This window comes from Pseudomonas sp. St316, assembly GCF_018325905.1.
In the GTDB taxonomy this organism is placed as follows: domain Bacteria; phylum Pseudomonadota; class Gammaproteobacteria; order Pseudomonadales; family Pseudomonadaceae; genus Aquipseudomonas.
The window spans coordinates 4,225,090-4,249,290 of sequence record NZ_AP021901.1 but is presented as its reverse complement, the minus strand read 5'-3'; the positions used below and the strand labels follow the sequence as shown (position 1 = coordinate 4,249,290).

At 56.5% G+C, this 24,201-nt stretch carries 18 protein-coding genes, 1 tRNA gene and 1 pseudogene; 14 read left to right on the top strand and 6 right to left on the bottom strand.

Going from position 1 to position 24,201, the window contains the following annotated elements; all coding sequences use genetic code 11:
- Nucleotides 1–132: 132 nt before the first annotated feature.
- A complete protein-coding gene (locus KI237_RS18725) occupies nt 133–1,203 on the bottom strand; it encodes a 3-deoxy-7-phosphoheptulonate synthase (RefSeq protein WP_212796508.1) in 1,071 nt (356 codons plus the stop codon).
- A 616-nt stretch (nt 1,204–1,819) separates the two neighbouring features.
- Between KI237_RS18725 and KI237_RS18720 the strand changes: the two genes are divergently transcribed.
- The 8 genes from KI237_RS18720 (at nt 1,820) to KI237_RS18685 (ending at nt 11,009) form a co-directional block, all read left to right on the top strand.
- The gene (locus KI237_RS18720) at nt 1,820–2,578 is read left to right on the top strand and encodes a carbon-nitrogen hydrolase family protein (protein WP_212796507.1); all 759 of its coding nucleotides are present in this window, start codon (nt 1,820–1,822) and stop codon (nt 2,576–2,578) included.
- 10 nt (nt 2,579–2,588) lie between these two features.
- Nucleotides 2,589–3,023, top strand: a complete 435-nt coding sequence (locus tag KI237_RS18715; protein ID WP_212796506.1) for a GNAT family N-acetyltransferase — start codon at nt 2,589–2,591, stop codon at nt 3,021–3,023.
- A gap of 126 nt (nt 3,024–3,149) precedes the next feature.
- On the top strand, nt 3,150–3,791 hold the full coding sequence (gene gacA / locus KI237_RS18710; protein ID WP_003200277.1) for a response regulator transcription factor GacA: 642 nt from the start codon (nt 3,150–3,152) through the stop codon (nt 3,789–3,791).
- Between the two features lie 2 nt (nt 3,792–3,793).
- On the top strand, nt 3,794–5,617 hold the full coding sequence (gene uvrC, locus KI237_RS18705) for an excinuclease ABC subunit UvrC (RefSeq protein WP_212796505.1): 1,824 nt from the start codon (nt 3,794–3,796) through the stop codon (nt 5,615–5,617).
- Between the two features lie 32 nt (nt 5,618–5,649).
- Nucleotides 5,650–6,210 carry a CDP-diacylglycerol--glycerol-3-phosphate 3-phosphatidyltransferase gene (gene pgsA, locus KI237_RS18700; protein WP_042727903.1) on the top strand — a complete coding sequence of 187 codons (561 nt, stop codon included), beginning with the start codon at nt 5,650–5,652 and terminating at the stop codon, nt 6,208–6,210.
- Between the two features lie 63 nt (nt 6,211–6,273).
- A tRNA-Gly gene (locus KI237_RS18695) sits at nt 6,274–6,349 on the top strand.
- A 222-nt stretch (nt 6,350–6,571) separates the two neighbouring features.
- Entirely contained in the window at nt 6,572–8,413 is a 1,842-nt protein-coding gene (locus tag KI237_RS18690; protein ID WP_212796504.1) for a tyrosine-type recombinase/integrase, read from the top strand.
- Between the two features lie 220 nt (nt 8,414–8,633).
- A complete protein-coding gene (locus KI237_RS18685; RefSeq protein WP_212796503.1) occupies nt 8,634–11,009 on the top strand; it encodes a hypothetical protein in 2,376 nt (791 codons plus the stop codon).
- Between the two features lie 61 nt (nt 11,010–11,070).
- Here the strand turns inward: KI237_RS18685 and KI237_RS18680 are convergent, their stop codons facing one another.
- From KI237_RS18680 to KI237_RS18670, 3 genes are all read right to left on the bottom strand, one after another.
- The gene (locus KI237_RS18680; protein WP_212796502.1) at nt 11,071–12,198 is read right to left on the bottom strand and encodes a hypothetical protein; all 1,128 of its coding nucleotides are present in this window, start codon (nt 12,196–12,198) and stop codon (nt 11,071–11,073) included.
- A gap of 43 nt (nt 12,199–12,241) precedes the next feature.
- Nucleotides 12,242–12,844, bottom strand: coding sequence for a hypothetical protein (locus KI237_RS18675; RefSeq protein ID WP_212796501.1), 603 nt, complete (start codon nt 12,842–12,844; stop codon nt 12,242–12,244).
- Between the two features lie 324 nt (nt 12,845–13,168).
- On the bottom strand, nt 13,169–13,498 hold the full coding sequence (locus KI237_RS18670) for a hypothetical protein (protein ID WP_212796500.1): 330 nt from the start codon (nt 13,496–13,498) through the stop codon (nt 13,169–13,171).
- A 259-nt stretch (nt 13,499–13,757) separates the two neighbouring features.
- On the opposite strand from KI237_RS18670, the gene KI237_RS18665 reads away from it, so the two are divergent.
- Complete coding sequence (locus KI237_RS18665) at nt 13,758–14,588, top strand: hypothetical protein (RefSeq protein WP_212796499.1); 831 nt, start codon at nt 13,758–13,760, stop codon at nt 14,586–14,588.
- A 52-nt stretch (nt 14,589–14,640) separates the two neighbouring features.
- On the opposite strand, the gene KI237_RS18660 is transcribed toward KI237_RS18665, so the two are convergent.
- Nucleotides 14,641–16,647 carry a UvrD-helicase domain-containing protein gene (locus tag KI237_RS18660; RefSeq protein ID WP_212796498.1) on the bottom strand — a complete coding sequence of 669 codons (2,007 nt, stop codon included), beginning with the start codon at nt 16,645–16,647 and terminating at the stop codon, nt 14,641–14,643.
- Nucleotides 16,644–18,818, bottom strand: a complete 2,175-nt coding sequence (locus tag KI237_RS18655) for an ATP-dependent nuclease (protein WP_212796497.1) — start codon at nt 18,816–18,818, stop codon at nt 16,644–16,646. The genes KI237_RS18660 and KI237_RS18655 overlap by 4 nt, the downstream gene beginning before the upstream one ends.
- A 279-nt stretch (nt 18,819–19,097) precedes the next feature.
- Here KI237_RS18655 and KI237_RS18650 point away from each other — a divergent pair, with 279 nt between their 5' ends.
- The 5 genes and pseudogenes from KI237_RS18650 to KI237_RS18630 all read left to right on the top strand — a co-directional run bounded on the left by KI237_RS18650 (nt 19,098) and on the right by KI237_RS18630 (nt 23,938).
- A complete protein-coding gene (locus tag KI237_RS18650) occupies nt 19,098–20,429 on the top strand; it encodes a DUF5623 domain-containing protein (RefSeq protein WP_249410638.1) in 1,332 nt (443 codons plus the stop codon).
- 161 nt (nt 20,430–20,590) lie between these two features.
- Nucleotides 20,591–20,713: a transposase gene (locus KI237_RS31100; protein ID WP_212796495.1), complete on the top strand. Its 123-nt coding sequence runs from the start codon at nt 20,591–20,593 to the stop codon at nt 20,711–20,713.
- A 66-nt stretch (nt 20,714–20,779) separates the two neighbouring features.
- Nucleotides 20,780–21,210 (top strand): annotated as a pseudogene (locus KI237_RS18640) (IS66 family transposase); the annotation flags it as partial.
- A 216-nt stretch (nt 21,211–21,426) separates the two neighbouring features.
- A complete protein-coding gene (locus KI237_RS18635) occupies nt 21,427–22,320 on the top strand; it encodes a hypothetical protein (protein WP_212796494.1) in 894 nt (297 codons plus the stop codon).
- A gap of 160 nt (nt 22,321–22,480) precedes the next feature.
- Entirely contained in the window at nt 22,481–23,938 is a 1,458-nt protein-coding gene (locus tag KI237_RS18630) for a Shedu immune nuclease family protein (protein ID WP_249410637.1), read from the top strand.
- The last annotated feature ends 263 nt before the right edge of the window (nt 23,939–24,201 follow it).

The window sequence follows — 24,201 nt, the reverse complement described above, 5'->3', positions numbered from 1 at the left end:
GTGAGCGAGCTTGCTCGCGATGACGGTATGTCAGGCAGCATCGATGTTGGCAGAACTGACGCTATCGCGAGCAAGCTCGTTCCCGCATGGCTTGCACCGCCCCCTGGTTCCAGGGGGCGGCGTGTTCGGGTCTCAGGCTGGCAATTGCAGCTTGCGATGGGCCTCGCGCAACAACTGCTCGGTGGACTCCCAGCCCAGGCAACCGTCAGTGACCGATACGCCGTAGCGCATCGATGGGCCCAGCGGTTGGCAGCCTTCGAACAGATGGCTTTCGATCATCATGCCGATCAGGTCGCGGTTTCCTTGCAGTCGTTGTTCCAGCACGTCATTGAACACCTGCGGTTGGCGCAGCGGGTCTTTGCCGCTGTTGGCATGGCTGCAGTCCACCATGATCCGGGCCGGTATCTTGAGGCGGGTCAGGTCGTGGTGTATCTGCGTGACGCTTTGCTGGTCGTAGTTCGGCCCCCGATGGCCGCCGCGCAGCACCAGGTGGGTGTCGGGGTTGCCCGGTGTCTGGATGATCGCCGGATGCCCTTGGCTGTCCACGCCGAAATGCCGATGGGGATGGGAGGCAGAGCGCATGGCATCGCAGGCAATACCGACCCCGCCGTCCGTGCCGTTCTTGAACCCTACCGGCATGCCCAGGCCGCTGGCCATTTCCCGATGAATCTGCGATTCGGTGGTGCGTGCACCGATGGCGACCCAACTGAGCAGGTCGTCGAAGTAACTGGCAGCCATGGGTTGCAACAGTTCGGTGGCGACGGGCAAGCCCAGTTGCAATATTTCGCGCATCAATTCCCGGGACAGGGTCAGGCCGGCCGCCATGTCATCGCTGCCATCCAGGCCAGGATCGTAAGCCAGGCCTTTCCAGCCTACGGTCGTGCGGGGCTTTTCCACGTAGGCGCGCATCACCAGCAGCATGCTGTCGCTCACTTCATGGGCCAGGCGAGCCAGATTGGCGGCGTATTCGAGGGCGGATTTCGGGTCGTGGATCGAGCAGGGGCCGACGATGACCAACAGGCGGGAGTCCTCACCGTCGAGGATCGCGCGGATGGCCTGGCGATGGACGCTCACTTGGTGGCTCAGCGCGGGGCTGAGGGGCAATTGGTGCTTGAGTTGCAATGAGCTCGGCAGACGCAGGGTCAGGGCTTCGTTGGCAGGGTTGAGCGTGGACAGCGGCAAAGCGGAGACGGACGAATTCATGATCTGGCTTCCTGGACGGGCGGCGGGTTCATTCCCGCGCGCCGGTCCTAGTGGGGTGTTCGACAATTGGCCGGATTGGCCCGCAATTGAGGCTTGCCACCGGTAGGTGACCGATCGGAGGCGGCAGGCTGTCCCGAGCGGTGGCTGGTAAATCGCCAGGCGGAAAAACTGTCGTAACGGTAATAAGTGGCGTAGTTCATGGCTCAATCCTCAAGTTGTCTGGTGCTGCAAATGTGTGGGGCCTGAAAAAACAAAACCCCCGGTCGGGAGGCCGACCGGGGGTTTGGAAAACTCTGGAAGGCGACCCGTTTAAAATGGGCGCCGGTTGGGTATCAGGCGCGCCAGTGGCTAAACCAATACCCCAAATAAAAGCTGACCGGAGTTTGAACGCTGTTCGCCCAGGCAGCCGCAACCGAGCGCGGGGCGCTGGCGGTTTGGAGCGGTGAGAGGGCGTTGAACATGGTCTGTCTCCGGTGAATGGCCCTGAGCTTACTTGAGGACGGTGCGCCGCTTCAATCAGAAAATTCTATCGAGGGTATGCAATTGTTCACCCTGGCTTGAGTCCGCTGGGCTTTATGACAAACTTCAGGTTTGCAGCGCCTTCCAAGGATGACCCATGACCGCTCCAACCTTCGCCGCCGCCCAGTCGATCTCCATTGCGGGGAACGTTCGTGCCAACCTCGTTCGTCATCAGCATTTCATGCAGGCGGCCGCTGAACAGGGCGTCGAGTTGCTGGTGTTTCCTGAGCTGTCGCTCACCGGCTACGAGCGTGGCCTGGCGGCGGATCTGGCCATCCTGCCGGAGGATGGCGTACTGCAACCGCTGCGTGACTTGGCCCGCGAGCTCGGCCTGACGGCGGTGGTGGGCATGCCGATTCGCCTGTCGGCGGACGCCCCGGTGTTGATCGGCGCGTTGGTCCTCGGCGCTGACGGCTCCCTCGGGGTGTACAGCAAGCAGCATCTGCACGCGGGGGAAGAAGTCGCCTTCGCCCCGGGCCATGGCGGTTCGATACTGGCGATGGGGCAGGATTGCATCGCCCTGGCCGTATGCGCCGATTTTTCCCACGCCAGCCATGCTGCGGCGGCAGCCGGGCAGGGCGCTACGCTCTATGCGGCGGGGGTGTTGATCACCGAGGGTGGCTACGCGTCCGATACGGCATTGCTGCAAGGATATGCCCGGCAGCATGCCATGACCGTGTTGATGGCCAATCATGGCGGCGCCACCGGAGGCTGGGAATCGGCTGGCCGCAGTGCTATCTGGGGCCCGGACGGTTCGCTGCTCGCGGCAGCGCCTGGCACGGGCGAGCTGTTGGTGATCGCCCGCCGCGATGTCAACGGTTGGGTAGGGCAAGTCGTGCCGGTGCAAGTGCTTTGATGAGGTGTTCATGAGCTTCGAGTGGCGTGCCGCAACGGCCGGGGACATCGACTTCGCCCGGCAGCTGACCTGCGACAACATGCTTGCCTATTACCTCAAGCATGATTTGCTCTGGCAGGATGAAGCGTTCGACCTGGCCTGGATCATCCGCCAGAGCTGGATAATCAGCCGTGCCGGCCAGGCGCTGGGCTTCGTCAGCCTCAGTCGTGATGCCCGGGCGTTGTACATCCGGGAGCTGCAGATCGACGAGGCATTCCGTGGGCAGGGCGCCGGTACCTGGGCGATCGGACAGGTTTGGGACCTGGTAGGGCTGGAGCGTCGGCCGGCGCTGCGCCTGACGGTGTTCAAGGATAATCCGGCCAGGGTGTTGTACGAACGCATGGGCCTGCGTGTCGTGGGCGAGGATGAATGTTTCCTGAGGATGCAGCGAGACGTCGGTGCTTGAGGCCTCGGATGGCGTGCCGCTTAAGATGTGTTGTAACTTTTATCTGTCCCTTTGCGCTAGGTCTACCGGATGCTTTTTGCTAAGGTGTTGTGCAATCCAAATAAGACCAAATCGTGAGGTGTCTGCTTGATTAGGGTGTTAGTGGTCGATGACCATGATCTCGTCCGTACGGGCATTACACGAATGCTGGCTGACATCGACGGCCTGCAGGTAGTTGGCCAGGCTGAATCCGGGGAAGAATCCCTGATCAAGGCGCGTGAATTGAAACCCGACGTGGTATTGATGGACGTCAAGATGCCCGGCATCGGCGGCCTTGAAGCCACGCGCAAGCTGCTGCGCAGTCACCCGGACATCAAAGTGGTCGCGGTAACCGTCTGCGAAGAGGATCCGTTCCCAACCCGGCTGTTGCAGGCGGGCGCGGCGGGTTACCTAACCAAGGGCGCGGGCTTGAACGAGATGGTCCAGGCCATTCGTCTGGTTTTTGCCGGGCAACGCTACATCAGCCCGCAAATCGCCCAGCAATTGGCGATCAAGTCGTTCCAACCGACCAACGATTCGCCCTTCGATGCGCTGTCGGAACGGGAAATCCAGATTGCCCTGATGATTGTCGGTTGCCAGAAGGTGCAGATCATCTCCGACAAGCTGTGCCTGTCGCCTAAAACCGTCAACACCTACCGTTACCGTATCTTCGAGAAGCTTTCGATCAGCAGTGACGTCGAATTGACACTGTTGGCGGTGCGCCACGGCATGGTCGATGCCAGCGCCTGATAATGACTGAATTGTTTGATCCAAGCGCTTTCCTGTCTACATGCAGTGGCCGCCCCGGCGTGTACCGCATGTTCGACAGCGACGCGCGCCTGCTTTATGTCGGCAAGGCCAAGAATCTCAAGAAACGCCTGGCCAGTTACTTCCGCAAAACCGGTCTCGCGCCGAAGACCGCCGCCCTGGTGGGGCGCATCGCCCAAGTCGAAACAACGATCACCGCCAATGAAACCGAGGCGCTGCTGCTTGAGCAGACGCTGATCAAGGAATGGCGCCCGCCGTACAACATCCTGCTGCGCGACGACAAATCCTACCCGTACGTGTTTCTGTCCGACGGGGCGTTCCCGCGCCTGAGCATTCATCGAGGGGCGAAGAAAGCCAAGGGACGCTATTTCGGTCCTTACCCCAGCGCCGGGGCGATTCGTGAAAGCCTCAGCCTGCTGCAAAAGACTTTTTTCGTTCGCCAGTGTGAAGACAGCTACTACAAGAACCGCACCCGGCCTTGCCTGCAATACCAGATCAAGCGCTGCAAGGCACCTTGCGTGGGGTTTGTCGAGCCGCAGGTCTATGCCGAAGACGTGCGTCACTCAGTGATGTTCCTGGAGGGCCGCAGCAACGCGCTGACCGATGAACTGTCGGCAGCCATGGAAGACGCGGCGGTTAATCTTGAGTTCGAACGGGCCGCCGAGTTGCGCGACCAGATTGGCCTGTTGCGCCGCGTTCAGGACCAGCAAAGCATGGAAGGTGGCAGCGGTGATGTCGATGTGATCGCCGCGTTCATCAACCCGGGCGGCGCTTGCGTGCATTTGATCAGCGTACGGGGCGGTCGGGTGCTGGGCAGCAAGAACTTCTTTCCCCAAGTGGGTATCGAGGAGGACGTGGCTGAGGTCATGGCGGCTTTCCTGGGCCAGTACTACATCAGCAGCCCGGAACGCGACTTGCCTGCCGAGTTGATCGTCAACGTGGTCCACGAGGATTTTCCGGCCCTGATCGAAGCCATCGACAAGCTTCGCGGTCGTGAACTGACCATCAGCCACCGCGTTCGTGGCACCCGTGCCCGTTGGCAGCAACTGGCCGTGACCAACGCCGAACAGGCCTTGGGTGCGCGCCTGGCCAACCGCCAGCACGTGGCGGCGCGGTTCGATGCCCTGGCCGATGTCCTTAACCTGGACGAGCCGCCGCAGCGGCTGGAGTGCTACGACATCAGTCATTCCAGTGGCGAGGCAACGGTGGCGTCCTGCGTAGTGTTCGGTCCGGAAGGCCCGATCAAGTCCGATTACCGCCGGTACAACATCGAAGGCGTCACGCCCGGCGATGACTACGCGGCGATGCATCAAGCGTTGATGCGGCGCTTCGGCAAGGTCAAGGACGGGGAGGGCAAGTTGCCAGACATCCTCCTGGTGGACGGCGGCAAGGGCCAGTTGTCCATGGCCCGCGATGTGCTCAATGAGCTGATGGTGCCCGACCTGATCCTGCTGGGCGTGGCCAAGGGCGCGACGCGCAAGGCCGGCTTCGAGACCTTGTACCTGAACGATGCCGCCCACGAGTTCACCCTCAAGGGCGATTCGCCAGCGCTGCACCTGATCCAGCAGATCCGCGACGAAGCCCACCGTTTCGCCATCACCGGGCACCGTGCTCGCCGTGGCAAGACGCGCCGTACGTCTACACTGGAAGGTGTGGCAGGCGTCGGCCCGACACGCCGCCGCGACTTGTTGAAACATTTTGGTGGATTGCAGGAACTGTCTCGTGCCAGCATCGAGGAGATAGCCAAAGCACCCGGTATCAGTAAAAAGCTCGCTGAGTCGATTTATGCAAACCTGCACAGCGAGTAGAATGCCCGTCAACCTCGCAGCCAGTTGTGCCGATGAATATCCCAAATCTGATTACCGTCCTACGCGTCCTGCTCATCCCGATCTTCATATTGCTGTTCTATTTGCCGTACCACTGGAGCTACGCGGCCTCCGCCTCGGTCTTCGCCTTCGCCGCCGCGACGGACTGGCTCGATGGTTACCTGGCCCGCCGTCTGGAGCAGAGCACGCCGTTCGGTGCCTTCCTAGATCCTGTGGCCGACAAGCTGATGGTCGCGGTGGCCCTGGTGCTGCTGGTGCAGGAACACGGCAACCTCTGGCTGACCCTGCCGGCGGCGGTGATCATCGGGCGCGAAATCGTCGTCTCGGCCCTGCGCGAATGGATGGCCGAGCTGGGTGCGCGCGCGCAAGTGGCCGTGTCGAACCTGGGCAAATGGAAAACCGCCGCGCAAATGTTGGCGCTGGTGATCCTCCTGGCCAACCCTTCGGACTTCAGCTTCTGGGTGCTGTTGGGCTATGCATTGCTGCTGGTTTCCGCCGGCCTGACGCTGTGGTCGATGGTCCAATACCTGCGCGCCGCCTGGCCGCATCTGCGAACCGACGTAGACCCGAAATAAAACTTTTTTGAATCAAAGGGTTGACGGCGTAATCTGAATCTATAGAATGCGCCACACCAAGACGCGGGAATAGCTCAGTTGGTAGAGCACGACCTTGCCAAGGTCGGGGTCGCGAGTTCGAGTCTCGTTTCCCGCTCCAAATATTGCGCTACAGAGTTCCACTGAATTCTGTAAGTGATTGAAATCAGGGCCTTTAGGCCCTTTTTTCGTTCCAGCGGGAACCACCGAAATCCAGCACTATCCGGTGCGTGTAAGTCCAGAATTGAGTCCAGGATTCTGACGAGCACTGAATCGGTTTAATGCTGGAGCAGATTGTGTAGCGAGATGAGCATCTGGCCCTGACTCTGTTCAGGAGCTAGCGATGGCACTCTCAGAAATGACAGTTCGGCATGCCCGAATCACCGGTAACGACTACACCCTCGGCGACAGTGATGGTCTCACACTCAATGTGACGGCCAGCGGCGGAAAAGTCTGGCTCTTCCGCTACTACTGGGCAGGCAAGCAGAAGCGCATGTCCTTGGGTTGTTACCCACAAATCTCCCTCAAAGAAGCGCGTACACGACGTGACGATGCGCGCGCCTTGGTTGCCCAAGGCGTCAACCCCTATGAGCATCGAAAACAACAACGGCTTGCTGTTCGTTTTGCGACAGAGCATACCTTCGAGGCCGTGTTCAATCAGTGGGTGGAGTTCCGCAGGCTAAGCCTGAAGGAAGGGCGCCAGAGCACGCTCTCGCAGATCTTGAGAATCTTCAATAAAGACGTCCTGCCCGTACTGAGCGGACGGTCTGTCTATGATATCAGTCGTCACGATCTGCTGGATTTACTGAGCAGGATCGAACAGCGCAAGGCCTTAACGACAGCCGAAAAATGTCGGACCTGGTTCAACCAATTGTTCCGATATGCGCTGGTGAAGGTCGAGGGGCTGGAACACAACCCGGCTTCAGATCTTGATGTGGTCGCACTTCCCAAACCTCCCGTGACGCACAATCCATTTCTCCGAATGGATGAGCTTCCGGCATTGATGGCTGCTCTTCGAAACTACGGTGGCGCCAACCAAACTCGGCTTGGCCTTCGGTTGTTGTTGCTGACCGGTGTCCGCACGGGCGAATTGCGGTTGGCGACACCCGACCAGTTCGATCTGGAGAAGCGGTTGTGGGTGATACCCGCGGAGGTGGTGAAACAGCTCCAGCTAGCCATGCGAAAGCCAGGTAAGCAGACCCAAAATGTACCGCCTTATATCGTGCCGTTGTCGGTTCAGGCTCTGGAAATCGTGCGTCGTTTGTTGGACCAGGTTGTTCCCGCACAGCGCTACTTGTTTGCGCATCGAAGCGACCTGAGCAAGCGCATCAGTGAGAACACGCTGAATGGCGCGTTACGTCGGATGGGGTACGCCGATCAACTCACCGGCCATGGCATGAGGGCGACGATCTCGACGGCGCTGAATGAGATCGGGTATCCGAAGGTTTGGGTGGATGCTCAGCTTTCTCATGCTGATCCGGATAAGGTGAGCGCGGCCTACAATCACGCGGAATACGTCGAGCAGCGCCGGACGATGATGCAGGATTGGGCGAATCGCCTGGATCTGTGGGGGCAGGGCCAGCTGAAAGCTGCTAGCTCTCCGCTTACTATTCGTTTAGAAGGTGCAGCTTCGTTACCTTCGTTGGAAAACGCGAACGCAAACGCAGTTCTGTACAGCCGTGGCTTCCCAGCGACGACGGTCCCAGCCTCCAAAACGTCCGTCAGCAACGAGCCGGTCCTTAACGCGGCTCAGTATTCACCTGTCCTACTTGCTCCAACGCAGATTGAACAGCTGCGCGAACCCCAAGTATCAGACATACAACGTCAGCGCGCCGAGATGCTCGCCATCTATGAAGCTTCGAGTAATCTGCCGCTGCTTGTCTTCGCCAAGCTGGCAGGCAAATCCCGAGATCAAATCAACCGCGATATCAAGGCTCGGCGCCTGCTGTCTCTGAGCCTGGGGAATCGCGGTCAGCGCATTCCTGATTGGCAGCTTGATCCACTGCGGCACAAGTTGGTAATTGCTGCGTTGGCGCGGTTTCCGGATATCGATGCTTGGAGGCTTTATCGGACGGTCTGTGAGCCCCATGAGCGACTGAAGGGGCGTTCGCCAATCGATAGGCTCACTACGGATAATTTCGAATTTACCGTGCAGATCGTCTGCGGGGCCCTGGGTCCGAGATAATGTTCCATCTTCGGGGAAGTGGCAGGGCTTGCCACTGAATCTCGGGTTGTCTGGCGGTGGCGCAGGTCACGTTTGGGGTGGATTCTGCTGGTCAAGGCTACCAACTCCGTCTCCCGCCGCTCCAAGCCAGATTGGAAATCAAAAAAAGGCTCTACAAGGCCTATCACAGCTCGTGTTTTAATTCTTGCCTGATTAAAGGCCGCGCATGTGAGAGGGGCAGATGGAGAAGCATCAAGGATGTGAGATAGCGACAGAAGCCCCTGATAATGGGCATGAGGCCGATAGCCAGGATGATCAGGTCGAGATAATTCTGAATCACTGGCGCACCGTCTGGACTGATCTCAGCCGCACTGATGAGATTATTGCGCAAGGCCCGAGCTTCGTCCTTTGGCATTCCGATACGAACGGGCTCGAGAATCCAGGCGCCTTCTTTTCTGTTGACGCTATCGACCAGCTAATTCCGACTGAGGAGATACGTCAAATGTTGCGCGAGCAGCTGGCCGCAATCGATCACTCGCGCGAGATGGCTGTGGTCCTGGTGTTGAAAGATCTACCCGTAGCCAGTGCAGCACTGGGAGTGATACCCAAGACAGCGGTGCGCAAGCCGCAGACCTGGTTCGAGATGGCCAAGATCCGAAAGGCGTCTGTCGCAGACAAGGTTTGGATTACGCTTCGTGCAAGCTCGGTGCTCAGCAAAGAAGGTGAGTATGGTCGCGAAGGCTACCTCGAGGAGTATTTCGGTGTCAGCTCGGTGATGTTTGATCTTGGGCACCGAGAACAGATCCGTGAGTTGGACTGGGGTGACCTCGGTGGGAACACCTTTATCGGTGGCGAGGTGACAGATTACGTCTGGCCAGAGCGTAATGGGTCGGCGAGTGTAGCTGATGCCGGCGGGTCTTTAGAGGATACCAAGCCGGCTGAGGTCGGGCAGGGCAAGCCACTTGTTTCTTTTCGCGTGCCTTTTACAAATTTGAATCTCACCTTACGTGTGCAGGCAGCGGAGCTTGAGCCCGCAGAGCTGGCAACCCTGGTAACTCGACCTGAACCTTTTGAGCGGGCAGAGCCTGAGAAAATCACGACCTACCATTGGGCAGGTGATTGGGGTAGCCACCGTGGGGATGCGATAGGCACCGGACTTGTGATTGAGCAGAGTTTTGACAGTGAAGCGCCCACTGAGTGGCATTTGCACCAGGACTTTGTCGTTTCTTTAGGCTTGCAGCGCCAGGGTGACATCTGGCTACGACCCATTGAGGGCTTTCAGGAGGTCGTGAGGTTGGTGCGTGACGAGCATGATCGTCCTGTTCGGCTGGATGTGCGTACCGAGCATCTTCGTGACTACCTAAAGGCACGGGGGATGTATCTGCTGATTTCGAGCTACCGGAGCCGCCGGCAAATCGTGGCGGACGCCTCTCATGTCAAATGGGCTATGGCGGTTGTGGAGGAAGTGAAAGATGGGAACAAGTGGGAGGGCGTCAGCCGGGCAATTCACGAAGGCGGGATGCCCTACGGTTCCTCTACGGGGGTTTTCTATGCTTCTCGCACGGACGTTGACGAGGATGACGAAGTCCCCGTCCTGGGGCTCCCAGATGATGATTCCGTGGTTTCGAAAACATGGTCGATCCAGCACCAAGGAAGAAAGCTGTACGACCTGAGTGGTTCGCTTTGGAAAACTGAAGTCGTAGAGCCAGGGCGGGTCAGTGAGCGAGTACAAGGGGAGTCCCCGCTCGCCAAGGTGGACTTTGCCGTGGATGGCTCAGGGGAGCGTCTGAATGGTGATGAGCTGGAACACTGTGGCCGTTGGCTGTGGTTCCGGCCAAACGTTACCGCTCTTCTTGGGAGCTATCGTGGATCTTCACTGAGATGGTTTACCCGAGACACCGGTATCATCGGCATCTCATCCGGACACAGCGTCCATTTTGGTCTCAATGAGCTGGGTCTGATCAACGTGTATGCCAAAGACATCGGGCAGCTTCCGCTTTGGCAGCAGCGCGTATGGGCTGGCGCAAACTTGGTGCCAGATGGTGGCGTATCAGCTGAGTTGCTGGCATCTCAGGCTAATGCCAAGCCGGCATCCACCAAAGCTCCGGAAATGCAGCTGCGTCCAGTCTATGACGATCTCAACGCTGTGTTCCTAAAATTAACCGGGAAACAGCTATTTGGTTCGCATCACGCTCTGGATGAAATTTTCCGTCGTATTCACCGTTTCCGGGCTCTGGAAAATACCGGTGTGCTCGAACTGGCCAAAGATCTTGCCAGGGTGACGGTAGAGTCCTTGGATGGAGACGCCTTGTCAGCGCTCGCGCCGACCCCCAAGGGTATGAAGGCCGGTTCGGTCAAGCACTTGGAGGCAACGGTGCAAATGGGCTTGACCCTTGAGCAGGCGAGGTCAATAACCAAGGTGCTGGTGGGTATCAATGAGCTCAGGCAGGCAGACGCTCATCTACCTTCTTCCGAGTTCACCAAGGCGTTTGGCCTCGTCGGCGTCGATCAACTGGCAGATCCCGTTGTGCAAGGTCGTCAGATGCTGGAATCATTGGTTGAATCCTTGGCTCAAATGGGCGAAGTGTTCTCTCAGCTCCCTAGCAAGGGCAAGTGAGGCCCCGAGGAAATAGTTATACGCGGGGAGAGCTTTTGGCCCTCCCCGAGCAAGCTTGGCTTCAGAGGTCGATATTGCCAAACTCTTCGTAGTGGTCGATCAACCGCAATCGGTAGGCCTCATAGTCCTCCGTAAGGATGTCTTGGCCATTGTACTTTCCACTCAGGAAAAAGGTCATCACGGCCCGCTGCGCTTCATCAACACCCGGATCCGCGATCTTGAGCAGGTACTTCGCAATGTAAATCCGGCAGATGTCTTGGAGTAGCAGCGCTACAGCGCCCGCTACCCGGATGGACACCTCAGGGGTTTCCGCAATGTCGAGCTTAATCGAGCCTGAATGCGCAATAGCATTTCGAAGCTTGTTCAGCCATTGGAGCCGTTTCGGAGCTTCGTCATCAGGATTTTCCGGATACATGCCACCGGCCTTCAAGAACGCTGTGAGCTTAGCGAGCGCCGACTCATTCGCAACGTTACCTAGGCGGGGCATTATGTCTTCGATGAGATCCTGCCTTACACGTGCTGTTTCCAGATGGGCTTTAAAGGCCTGCGCTGCAGCCTTGACCGTCTCTTTTACTTCCTTGGTATAGCGATTGGTATCAGAGGTGCTAAACCATTTGGTGTTCATCCCGTCGAGCGCCGCCGATGCCATCGCGATCTTCACGGCTACATTGCCGCTTGTCATTGCCAGCATCACCGCTTCCATCGCTTCTCCGGCACCCGCTGCTTGTAAGACGGGAAGCAATGACCAATCGATCACCGGATGAGTGCGGAAAAAGTTTTTACTGGTTAGAGCCAAACCAGCAGAGACAGTCAGATAGGGTTCAACATCGTTTCCTATCCGCACATGGCGTCCGGTGAGAAGCGAAAGGATGACGGACAGGTCGTAGGCTCCATCCACCCATGGATTTTTGGGTTGGAGCACGGACGCTTGATCTAAACCCTCGTGCTCGCCCACGGCAGCCGTTACGCTCCAAGCGCCAGAACTGCCTGGCTCTTCCGTGACGGTGTGCTTTAACCCGGACGATTTGAAAGTACTACCAAATACGAGCCGTTGTGACCGGGCAAAATCGGGCTCAATGAGTTCCCTGTTCACGGTGATTCGGTAGGGGCCAATTGTAAACCCTCCCTCAGAGGTGAGGTGGTGCTCTAAGTTGAAAACCTCTCGAAATCCGTTCTGCTCGACGCTCATGTTTTCCCCTTGAATAACGTGTGGTGTCAGCTCACGCTTCTGACTATTGCTCAAGAATTGGATGGCCGTTGAAATCGAAGCCTGGCAGCGCCCGCTCTAGATAGCTCAGTGTCTGGGTTTGAAGTCGGGCTTTGGCTTCAGGTAAGCATTCCTGCATGTCGGGCTCAGTCGGTGTTCGGCCAAGTTTTTTTTCTTGAATGGCTTTGCTTAGTAATTCGCGGAGTCGGAATGCCATCTGTGTGGGGCCAAGCCGCGCCAACACGGAATTGCGTACGATGAATGTGGGGAAAGCCTCGCGGTACGCGTCTACGAGCCCGATCCATCGGGGGTCATTGTACTCGCGGCCTACAATTGCTTTTGCCAATCGATTCGCCTCGTACAAAGGCTCTCGGCTTTTTTCCCAAGCCCGATGGCTTTCTTCCATCTCGACCGCATGCTCATTCAACTGCTCAACAGTCCATTCCTCAATCCAGCTGATCACGTGCTGTGCTTCGGTTATGAGCGCTGGAGCATTCATCATGATTCCTATATCGATTGCGAGGAGCGCTGCTCCGCGCAGGTATTCTTCATCCTCGTCCTGAGGATTTTTTTGAAAGGCTGCAAGCTTCATCTGAAGCGCCTTGCTGACGGCCTGTAATGCGTTCACCGATCTCCCCTTTAGATATGGATCCTGGCCTGGCCTTACTCTTTCGCTTTCCACGATGGGGCGACGAGATCAGGCCTTCGGGCGTTGGCTGCTAGCCGGGTATTGATCGTTTCGAAATTCGCCCGCGCTTGCTTCTCCATGTTTGCAAACGCTGCGTGGGGCAAAATCTTGGTGTCACGGAGCGATTCGATATATCCGTAGGCTCTGCCAAACAACAGCACCAAGCTTTCAAGATCGGTAGCGTTACCTATGAAGTTCGTGGGCCTTGACGAGGTGCGTATTGTGTACGGTGTCAATCATTGGCGCCCCCTTGGGGCGCCGCAGTTAAATGGCCTCTAGCCCTGTAGGTGCGGCTGCGAGCGCAGTTGTTTCCTCATGGAGTTGACGTACCACCACATTGAGCAGTTCGACGAAGGTTCCGGCGTAGAATTTTGGCTCAGTTTTGAACGGGTGGCCCATTGACGCTTTATTGATTCCGAGGTGCTCTGCTTGAGCCGTGAGTCGCTTGAATGATTTCATCACTCCGCTACCTGTCGTGCTTGGATACTGGAACACCTCGGCATGCCCGGTTTTCACGAGCGCGTTCATTATGGTAGCGGCGTCGAAGGAGACGCCATGATCGGCAATGAGGGATTTGAGTGTTTTGGCTTGCATGCAGAGCTTCCTTGCAACGTGGTAATGGCTTTAGGCCATCGATGGTCTTCTTTTCTTCACGCATTTACAACCCGTCCTTCGTCCACTGGCGCATTGTTCGCGTGAAGGCGGTAGAGCCTGCAAAATCACGCAGATTGCATTTTTTTTCGTCGGCCCCCATAACCTCTTCAGTGCCGCATGTGGGTAGCGCGTCGTTCCAGGACGGTAATGCACAGATATACGATCACCGCCGTGCAACGTTTAAACAAAGGAAAAGTGAATGACCCTATCAGTCCCTTGGGGAATCGTAGGATTTGTGGCTGGATGGTGTTGGAGAAAGGTCGAAAAGGCTTTGTTCTATAAAACCTACCTCCATTCTCATCGTCGCTGGACGAGCAAGCATGGGTTAGGTTCGTTTTGGGAGCCGCTTGGCGAGCACTTGGAGTACAGCGTTTATCTTGCAGAATCCACTGACGCGCAGCCTCAGGAATCCAAAATCGCTTTGAGAGCGAAGCAAGGCACAGTAAGCCGCTTCGAATGTGTGTTTGAAGGTCGGGGTATGGGGGTGAAATACCAGGACAGGATCATCGCAGTTGACGTGGACACGACACCGGCCATCTTCAAATTGAATAACCAGCCGGTGTGTGAGCTTATCGACGTGACGAATGACAGGGTACGGTTCTCTTTAGATACCTACCGCCTTCGCCACTGCAGTGTCGAACTGAGCGATGGCCGCAACATCCTTATACCGGATGGTCTGACCCAGACCTTGACCCAAACGTCGACATGGAACTCCCAGTGGTCTAAGCGCTGGGACATGGATTGGAATTTGGATGCGGTGAAATTTGCCAAGCAGGAGCTTGAAATTTATTGGCGATGGTTTGGCACCTACTCCCACTCCGGCACGTATGTTCCCGTAGCTGATGGCGGGCCGAAATACGCTGCTCCATGGGTGCGCTTGGGTGCAAAGGCCATCGGGTGGGTCATGAGCAACCGATGGCTGGTGACGGCTCAGTTCTGGCTGGCGATCTGGTCGGGCTTGTGGGTGCTGGATCAGGATGACCGGTTGAGATGGCGTTGGAAGAAGCCAGTGAGCGATTCAGGCGTTTGAGGCAGGCTAGTCATTTCTGTCGCGGAATGGGTAGGGTTTGGCACTCAGACGGCTACAAATGCTGGATGTCCCAACCCTGCTCGCGAAGCTGCACGCAGTTGGCTTCGAATGCTTCTCCCTCGCCGAGCGCTCGTCTGCTGATTGCCAGGCAGAGCAGGTGAGTCGGGCGTGTCATCGCTACATACATGGCTAGTAGGCGCTGGGTAGTTCTCTTTCCAGGTCGAGCCCCGCCGTGGCTGTTTTGCCCGGCAGCCCACGGCAGCAAACTCGCGATGAAGTGCTCGTAGTTGAACGTTTCAAGCACAAGCGTCGCAGTGTGGGTCTGCCCCTTGCTCGAATGAATAGAGCCGAGTTTGATGTCCACCACGTCATTTTCATGAGTGCTTCGGAAGGTATTCACTGCATTCTGTACAGCCCCTTCCTGCACAACCTCTGCGCTTTCCGCTACCCAAGTAAGGTACCCCTGTGCTGTCTCGGGTTGCTCATGCGCTCCAGCAAGCACTGATGCCAAGTTGGAGAAGCGGCGTGCGTAGGATGACCAGTTGTCGGTGCTGATGATGTTGGATGTGAACAGCAGCTCAACCACCAGTTGTTGGTAGGTAGCCAAGTCTTCTGGGTTAGTTAAAAGTTGCTGAACTTGGACGTGCTGCCGGGCCCCTACCTTAATCTTGGTGGTGAGGTTGGTGAGGTTCACCAGGTGGAGAAGCCCCTTGGCGACTTCCTCAACGCTATGGTGTGCGGTATCGCCTTTAACGAGATTACGCTTCGCTTGACGAATACGCTCAATCAACGTCGGAGGGCGGTATGCCCCCGAACCTGCGTTACGGTCATAGCCTTCCCAGTAATGCCCGACCGTTTTTGGATAATGCAGTGGGTCGGCATCGATAGGATCGAAGTCTCTATGGGTATAGCCGATCGCCGAGACTGTGGCCTTGCCCCGTAGGTCAGCGGGGAGCTCTTGGAGAACCAGATGCCCATAAGCATCCAGTACACCGCTGCAGTCACCATCAGGGAAAACAAAAATGGTGTGGCGGAGCGGCCCTTCCTCACCCACGCTGCGCCGCCCGGAAAGCCCGTCTGCAACAGCATGGAAAGCAAAGGGATTTGCCAGCAACGCGATCGACTCATCGAAGCGAAAGCTGCTGGAGATGTCGACTGCTCTGCTTCGATCCGGAAAGTCACTGCCATTGGTGTGGATGTCCGATTCGAAAATCGCTTGGTTGGGATCGCCAACTCGCGTCACGCATATCCCTGAATTGTCCCGGGGGAAAATAGCGCTCAGGTAGTCGTTCTGCATCGCTGAGGTATCTTGCATCTCGTCGATGAAGACGCAGGGAAAACGGTGCCTCAATCCCTCCGTGACGCTTGGCCGCTCACTAAGCTGGGCGGTGCCCAGTACGAAAATTTCGTCGTAGCAGAAGTAACCTTGCCGGGCTGCCTTTCCTACCGCTCTCGCCATTATTTGATAGCTTTGAGCATCAGGGCCACACGGAAGGCTGCCCCGAGCGACACCAATGCGAGGATTGGAAAAGTCTGTACTGGCTAACCGGAGCAATTTGGTATCGAAGGTTCTATGTCCTAGGAAACCGCGCAGAATCCTCCTGTCTTCTCGTTCCTCCCACATGTATTTTGAGCGCACCCGGTGAGTCAGCTCATCATCGATCGCGGTAAAACGGTGTTGCGCGGAGAGCAGCCAAGGCGTGGCAAGGAAGCGCCTGACGAACCCATGAATCGTGTCGATGTAGTGGGGGTAGCTCAGCAGCCGGCGGCCAACATCAGTGTCGCCTAGGCGCTGCTCGATTTCCTCGCGGGCTACGTTGGTGTGGGATAACACGCAAATCCCACGAGTGCGGCTTTTCCAGTTGCGGGCGAGGATGGCGAGTTTGGCGACAAGCAATGTGGTTTTACCGCTTCCCGGGCACGCCGATACGTCGAGTGTTTCTCGCGCCCTAAGAAACGCCATGCGCTGCTCATCCAGGCCCTCAAGCTTCATAAGTCCTGAGATCCAGTTGATGTCCTCGTCGGTGATTTCGGGCACCAGGTCACGGAACGTGATCATGGTGTCTGCCGCTCAGATTGCTGTTGCGATGGCTGGTGCTGTTCGTGGGGCACTTCCAAGCGAGAGGTCACATAGTTGATCGCCTCAAGGAGGTAGCCGGGGAGTCTTTCCTCCAGACCCTCGCGAGGCACCAAGATCCTCTGATAACGCTGCTCCAAAATATCGACAAAGTACTGAGCAGTGATGGCCTTTGAGGCGACCTTGCGGTGGAACAGGGCATAGACAGTAGAGCTCACTTGCTCAGGCGACATGTCCGAATTGTGAAGGCCGTCATACTCAACAATGGCCTGCTCGATGATCTGATCATGCGTTTCCCGACCGGCATGAAGCGCATCATCCTTTGCAGCTAGGCGTGCGGCGATCAACATTTCGCGTGCCATGCCGCTGAACGCCAAGTCGTATTCCAGCGTCCATTGCCCCGCCACGAACGTTTTTACATTCTGCTCGTCGTTCGCTTTACGCAGGCGGCGTCGCTCCTCCAAGCCGAGAGCCTGACTCTCATCATCGACACCAAAATCGCGCGTTGCGCGCCACTTTCTCTGTCCAGTATTTTCCCATTTCGGATCGTCAGCACCTTCCACCAAACCCAGAATTTCTGGTGCGCAATCAGGCATGACGTCCATGTCCGAGACGCAGGCTACGGGGATGTTCAGAACACCAGCCCCAGGGGTCGCACGTTGGAGGATTCGAGCATAGCGGCCAAGACCAATGCCCCCTACATTTACGACCGATACCCCATGGCGGGTTAAGTCTTTTTCGAGCAGCTTCGCCAGCGCCGGCAACAGGATGGCTTCAGCATCGCCCTCGACGATGAGCACCCCACGTGCGAAGAACAAGTTCGCCTTGGTCACGTCCAGGAAACGGGCGAGGAAGCGATAGTCCCCTTCATCCAGCTTCGTGTGCTGCTTCCCGAGCGAATAAGCTTTGCGACCGTGCATCAGCACTAGATTGTCCAAGGCGATCTTGGAGCTGAGGTTGGGACTGTGGGTGGTGAGGATGACTTGTACCGGGCGCGTTTCGCTTTCCTGGCTGCCCTCATCTGAAGCCGTTCCGCGATGACCAGAGGACTCAGTTGACGGGGTTCCGGAGCCTTCGTTCCACGGGAGAGAGTCTTCAACACGTTTACTGTTCACCGTTTCCTGAACGACAGTGGGGGAGGCGACTCTGGGCTTTGCTGATTCGCTCAAAAACTCCATCAGGCGCAGTTGTCGCTGAGGATGGAGATGTGCCTCGGGCTCCTCAATGAGTAACAGCGGAAGCCCGTCAGGCTCCTTACCCAGCAACAGCAACTCACAGGCCATGAACATCAGGTTATTGGAGCCCATTCCATACTCGCCACGAGCTTCTTGTGATCCTTGGTCAAGAAGACTCAGCTCCATGCGTTCCAGTATCTGTCTGAGGCGAGCAGATTCGGAACTACCATCGACGAAATTGATGCGCCCGTGTAGCTCATCACCTTCAAGCGAAAGGTGGGACAGGTAGTTGTCGTTAATTGAGCCTTCTGCAGCAGCCACACCTGGGTGCAGGTTCACCAAATGCCGTAAGTAACCTGCCAATCCAGTGAGGCTCAGCGATGCGGGATTTTCAAACGGGCGATCGATATCGAATCCACTACCTCCCTTGATGTTTGGGAAGTTTTTGAGTACCTGCGACAGTCGGGATCCACGTCCCGGAGACATTTCCCGCGTGGCGTCGCGAAGGGGGCGCAGGTATGCAGCCGCCAGAAGCTGCCGGACGTTGGTGTCGAGGCTTGGGCCGCCGCCGCTGTGACCACTGCGCACAGCAATATCCACCCAACGACGTGCTAGTACGTCGTCCGAGAGCCTTCGTGCTGTCCAGTGGATGTAAACGACCGCAGCGTTCCCATTAAACGTGACGTACTCAGACAGCGCCCCCTGATCCGCGACGGATAGGTCTGCAAATTTGGCAATGATCGTGATCTGGCTCGCCTGGGGTCCTTCAACTGGGATGTGGAAGTCTTCAGGCTGTATGCGTACATATTCTCCGTCACGCGTCTGGAGAACGAATCGCAGGGCATCGATGACTGATGATTTCCCCGCGTCGTTCTCACCAACCAGGGCTGTCACACCCTTGTTGAATTCGATGAATAGGTTGTTTGGCTCGGCGCCAAACTGACGGAAATTCTGAATTTTGAGTGCTGACAAATACATCCATGTGTCCTGTCATAAAGGCCTGCAGTGCAGGAGGCGGGTTAGTCAATACTACTGGAAATCGAGCAAGCAATTTGCTTGTCGGCGAGATTCAGGTGAGCAGTTGCAAATCCAGTTCTGTATCGATAACCTCTGAGTTGCGCAAGGTAGGCGTACCTCACCCGTCAGTGAAAGCTGGAGACGGCACTACCTGTAATATCACGATCTCCTAGGCCATGATTTTCAGCGGCCCCAGTAAGACGTAGGCGGGTGGCGTTGATCATGGGGTTGGAGAAAATTATGAGCACTCTGTCCTCGCTCCCCGAGCGTATCAGCTTCAGCAACACCCTCCCGAAGACTATCCAAGGGATCAAGAGAAGAGCCAAGAAAATTGGCGTGCCTGGCCAAAAGCACTCCGAGGCGCTCGATATCGTTGCGCGCGAGATGGGCTATCGCGACTACCGTCAGGCACAGCAGGCATTGGCATCTAGTGAAGGGTTCTCAGAAGTAAAACAAACCGGGTACCCAGTCTTCCTCTGCGCTTACTGGCGGAACACGGATACCACACCTCGCTCGGCGGGTTGTGAAACGCTGAAAGTCTACCTGCCTCGTCCGATGAGCGACTTCGTGTCGAAGCATCAGGCAACGTATGCGCGCAACCTTGAGGGTTTCCGGCAGGAAGCACCCGATCACCTGGAAATGATCTCCAACACGAGCAGCCAAGCGCGGGCGTGGGAGCTGCTGGTGCGCGCAGCGCTTTCGCTCCAATTCATGGAGGTGAGTGGGCTGCGCCCGGCAACCTCTCAAAAGCAGTTGCAAGCCCTTGAGCAGCTTGAAGGCTTTCCATCGAAGGATCACGTTTCGCTGTGGATCGACCCAACGTCGGGCATGTGGGTCGCGCTCGACGAGCCTTACGGTCATGTGAATAACGAGCCGGCGGTGGAAGCGCGCACCGCTTGGATTACGCATAACACTCTGTATCTGACCAAGCCAGCTTGGGCAGGTCTGTACTACCCAAATCACGCGGTACCGCATCTGGTATCCCCTTCAGAGCACTTGCTACGTAAAACCACCGTAGCACTTGAAGGGCTGTCGCCTATTGCGGTGGTGCCGTCCGAGGAACAGCCGTGGGGTGGCACGTCTGAGCCCTACAGATCGCAGTTCATCAGCCCGGAAAGGTTGGCCAGTGGCATTGCGCGGCGGGCTCGACCTGGCACCACCTACGGCTTCAGTATAGGTGCAGTCGAATATCACCGTGAAGCTGGATACCCATCGCTCTGGCGTCCAGAGACGCCACTGAGCCGGGCAGATCACAGAACGGTTGGTGCAGAGCTTCAGTGTCTGATGATCTCGCCCATGCCCTTCAAGGCGTATCAGAAGATTCGCACTTGGTGCTCTACCCTCGAAAACTGGATGTACTCGGAATACCGGGACGGTGACCGCAACCAGGACTTCGACAATACCTACTACGGCGGGGAACCTTCCGTATACCCCACGGAGCCGGAACAACTCTCCGCCCTGAAGCGTATTCGAACGATCGTCATCAATGGGTACGTGGAATGCAAGCCACGTAGAGACCTACTGAAGGGCCTCGACATCGCTACGGCTATCATCGAAGGGCAGGCCACTTAGGTCTATTCTTGCAAACTGTCGAACAGGTCTTCTATCGCCATACCAGCAGAATTATGGCGGTAGATGTCCTTCGCAACGTAAGCGAACAGCCAACACACCTCCCGAGCTCCCGAATTAAGGGCGATGGTGTCCGCCTATTTAAGCGGACGCGATAGCCCTTAATGCGCCAACGAAACTCTTACCCCAAGTCGTTCAAAGCCCAGGTTGTCCAGGAATGCCTGCAACCAGGCGCAACCATATCCAGCGTTGCCATCAGATCAGTCACGGCATCAATGCCAACGTGATTCGTAAGTGGCTACCGCTTTATCGAGATCAAGCGCCCGCAACACTGCCGGCGTTCGTTATGGTAATACGCCGATCATTTGCCGCTGTATCGCCAGGATCAAGTCTTCGGGCGTGCGGGTCTTACGATTGCTCGTTCCCGCTGGCCAGTAGGGTCGGTATTTGCGGTGTGCAATTGCAGCCATTGATCGATGCCCTACGCGTAGTCGTGCTTGAGCACAACGTAGTGCATGTCGACGAAACTCCCGTGCAAATGCTCGCACCAGGCTAGAAGAAAACCCACCGGGCGTATGTCTGGGGCTATGCCACGACGACCACCGCCCCGATCAGTGCAGTGGTGTACGACTTCAGCCCTGGTCGATCAGGCGAGCATGCCCGCAATTTCCTGGGCGACTGGAAAGGCAAGTTGGTCTGCGACGACTAGGGCGGCTACAAAGCCAGCCTTGTCCTCGGGGTCACCGAAATCGGCTGCATGGCCCACGCCCGACGCAAGTTTTTCGCTGACGGTGTAAGAGCCGTAAGTGAAAGATGTGAGCTAGCAGAGGCGTTTTGTTGCTGTGCTCTCTTTCGCTTCACAGCCCCATAATGGAGAGCACGATTTTTACTGCTCCGATTCGTACTGGACATTCATCTACAAAATTAGAGGCGATTAAGTGCTTTAATATGAGGGCTGGCTCATCGCCAGTAACCTGCAGCTGTCGGGAGGTAAAGGGACTTGAATCAAGAGCTGGTTGTAATCAACACCTATGAAGATCTTCTGGCGAGACCTGGCTTTGAGCCGTCGCTTGCGTTTCATCCGAAGGCTGTCCGACGTTTTGGATCGGTTTTAGCACCTTACCGATTCCTTGACAGAATTCCTTGCGGTATCGAGTCGTGTCATACCCCCCACCTGAACGGTTATTTGATAACCACCAGTGACGGTCATGAAACGGCGATCGGTAGCCATTGCGGCAAAACACACTTTGGCATGACCTTTACCCGCGAGCGTCAGCGAGTTGATCAGGCTATTGCCCGCCGTCGGCGTATCGAGTCAGTAATGGCGATGATTGAAGACATGCCGAGAATGATTGCCACGATTGAGGTGCTGGAGTCAGATTATCGAGAGTTGCAGGAAAAAAAGGTCCGCCTAATGGGCGCGATAGGGACTGGGATTTTTGCCGTTCTGAAACAGCGAGCTGACCGAGACAATGCAGTTATTGAGAAGGAAGTGGCAATGACAAAAACGGAGGCTGAAGCGTTTTTTGAAACCTCGAACCGGAAAGCGAATGACGGAAAGGGATGGCCAACCAAGCCAGTACCTGTCGCCAGCCTGGATGGGCTTCTGTTCATCAAGGCTCGTTTCAAAGAAATGTTAGTTACCAATCTAATTCAGCCCATGCGCGAGCTCAGTAAGACTTGCTCGACCGATATTGATGCAATGAGCCCACGGCATCTTACAGTCACTGCGAAGTGGGTTGGTGAGGTGCCACAGAGCATATTAAAGGCCCAAGAGATTGTGGCTGCCGGCCGGCGCTTTTTTACAGCTGAGAACATTGAAAAGCTGACTCACCTCGGTGCAAGTCGGAGCTCGATGGCAATGATGATTGCAGATCTCAATAACGGTGCTTAATCGATCGCAACGGCTGAGCTTTCAACGTGACGAGTGAATCGCCCCGGACTCTCTAGACGTCTTGCTAGCGGCTAACCGCTACATGACTACGCAGCTGTCCGTGACAATCACCTTGCACATTTCTTGGAAGGTTCATGTGCAAATCCCAGGAGGGAGAGCAATGGCAGTGCAACGTCGTCAGGGGCAAAGTAGGTGGTACACGGATGTTGAGGTCATGGAGCCAGCGTTTCGGATTGAAGCTGGCGTGACCGATGAAGGCCTAGAGTACCGAGATCTGTTCATGCAGACTTTCGTTCGGGATACCTCTGACCCCCGTCATTGGCAGAGTCAGCCTGAACCCGATTGGAATTGGCTGGCAAGGGTCTTTCAGAAGCAGATTGTCACCTATCCAGTGTTCTCCAATCCTCATGCACAGCGTTACCTGAAGCCTCGGCATGGCCGCTTCCGAACAATCACTTATGAAAAGTACTTTGGAAAAAGCCTGCCGGATAATCCGGTATCGGCGATTTCTGATATAGAGCTGTCGCTTCCATGGCGGACGTTTAACCCATGCAACTATGGGCTAGGGCTAACTAAGGAGTTGGATGAAATTTGGCGGGGACTTTCCAGCTTTCCGCAACTTAACACCATCGTGCTGGGGCGTGACGATATTTTAAGGGTGGACGGAAATACCGTACGAATTCCGGAGGATGAGCTCCAAGCGATACGGCGAGCATTCGAGCGCACGACTCGAAAAATGCGCGATGTCGTGAAACAGGCCAGGACAGTCCACATCCGCAACGCGCTTTTGGCACCTTTGGACTCTGAGAGATTTCCACCCATTGTCCAAGTCAACCCGGAAGGCCAACTGGTTGAGGTTCGCCTGGACCGGGGAAGACAAAACAAAGAAGTCGCTCGCGCTGGGCGAAAAGCAACGGTCAAAGCGCTGCGCTCCAACGTAGAAAAGCTGGCGACGGAGGCACCTAGGGAACTGATAGAGCTGCATGCGGAGATTGAACGCGTCACTCTGGCTCAGATGATTGAACAGTACGAAAGCATGCTTCAGAAAGGACTTTCTGAAAACGTCTGGCAGAAATTCTTTGAGCGCAATATCTTCATCCTCACCATGATTTTCGCCCGTCCTGTTAGATTGCTTCACACCCAGTTTCATGCCCAGGGCTCTGGACTGGACGGGACCGGCGCACAGATTGGTGACTATCTATTCGCCGAGCAAGGCCTCGCGCTAGCCATTGTGGAAATTAAGAAACCAAGCAGTTCCTTGCTGCGTGCGAAGCCCTACCGAAACAAAGAAGTGTTCGCGCCTGACGAGGAGCTGAGTGGGGCGGTTACTCAGGTGCTTTACCAGCAGAGCAAACTTCACGAGAATTGGATAATTCATCAGCAACGCCCAGAGCTTCGAGACTCACGTCCGGATGCCATCAGATGCGTGGTCATCGCCGGCATTTTGCCCAAGGAGGACATGCAATGCCGGAGTTTCGAGGTGTTTCGAAATGCCTGCAAGAACGTGGAAGTGATCACCTTCGACGAACTGCTGGGTAAGCTGCGATTGTTATTGGAGCACCTATCTCCACGCAAAGAGCCGCCGGATAAAGTACCGGCGGATGACCTGCCTTTCTAGGAAGTCTGTCAGCGTTGTTGAGGCAACATCTCAGCAGAAGGAAAAGCAGGGTAGGGAGGGCACTGCCGCAAATGTTCCACGGGCATTCTGATCCACACGGAAGGCAGCAGCGCAGGATTAATTCGCTACCGTCGACCTCTTTTATCGAAGCAGAGAGGTCGTCATGGAGCGGTTGCCGGATTGAGCTGAAGGGCGAATCGATGCGCAGGCGCGCAACGAAATTGACGGCGACAGAGACTTCAGCCTAACAATGCAAACCTACA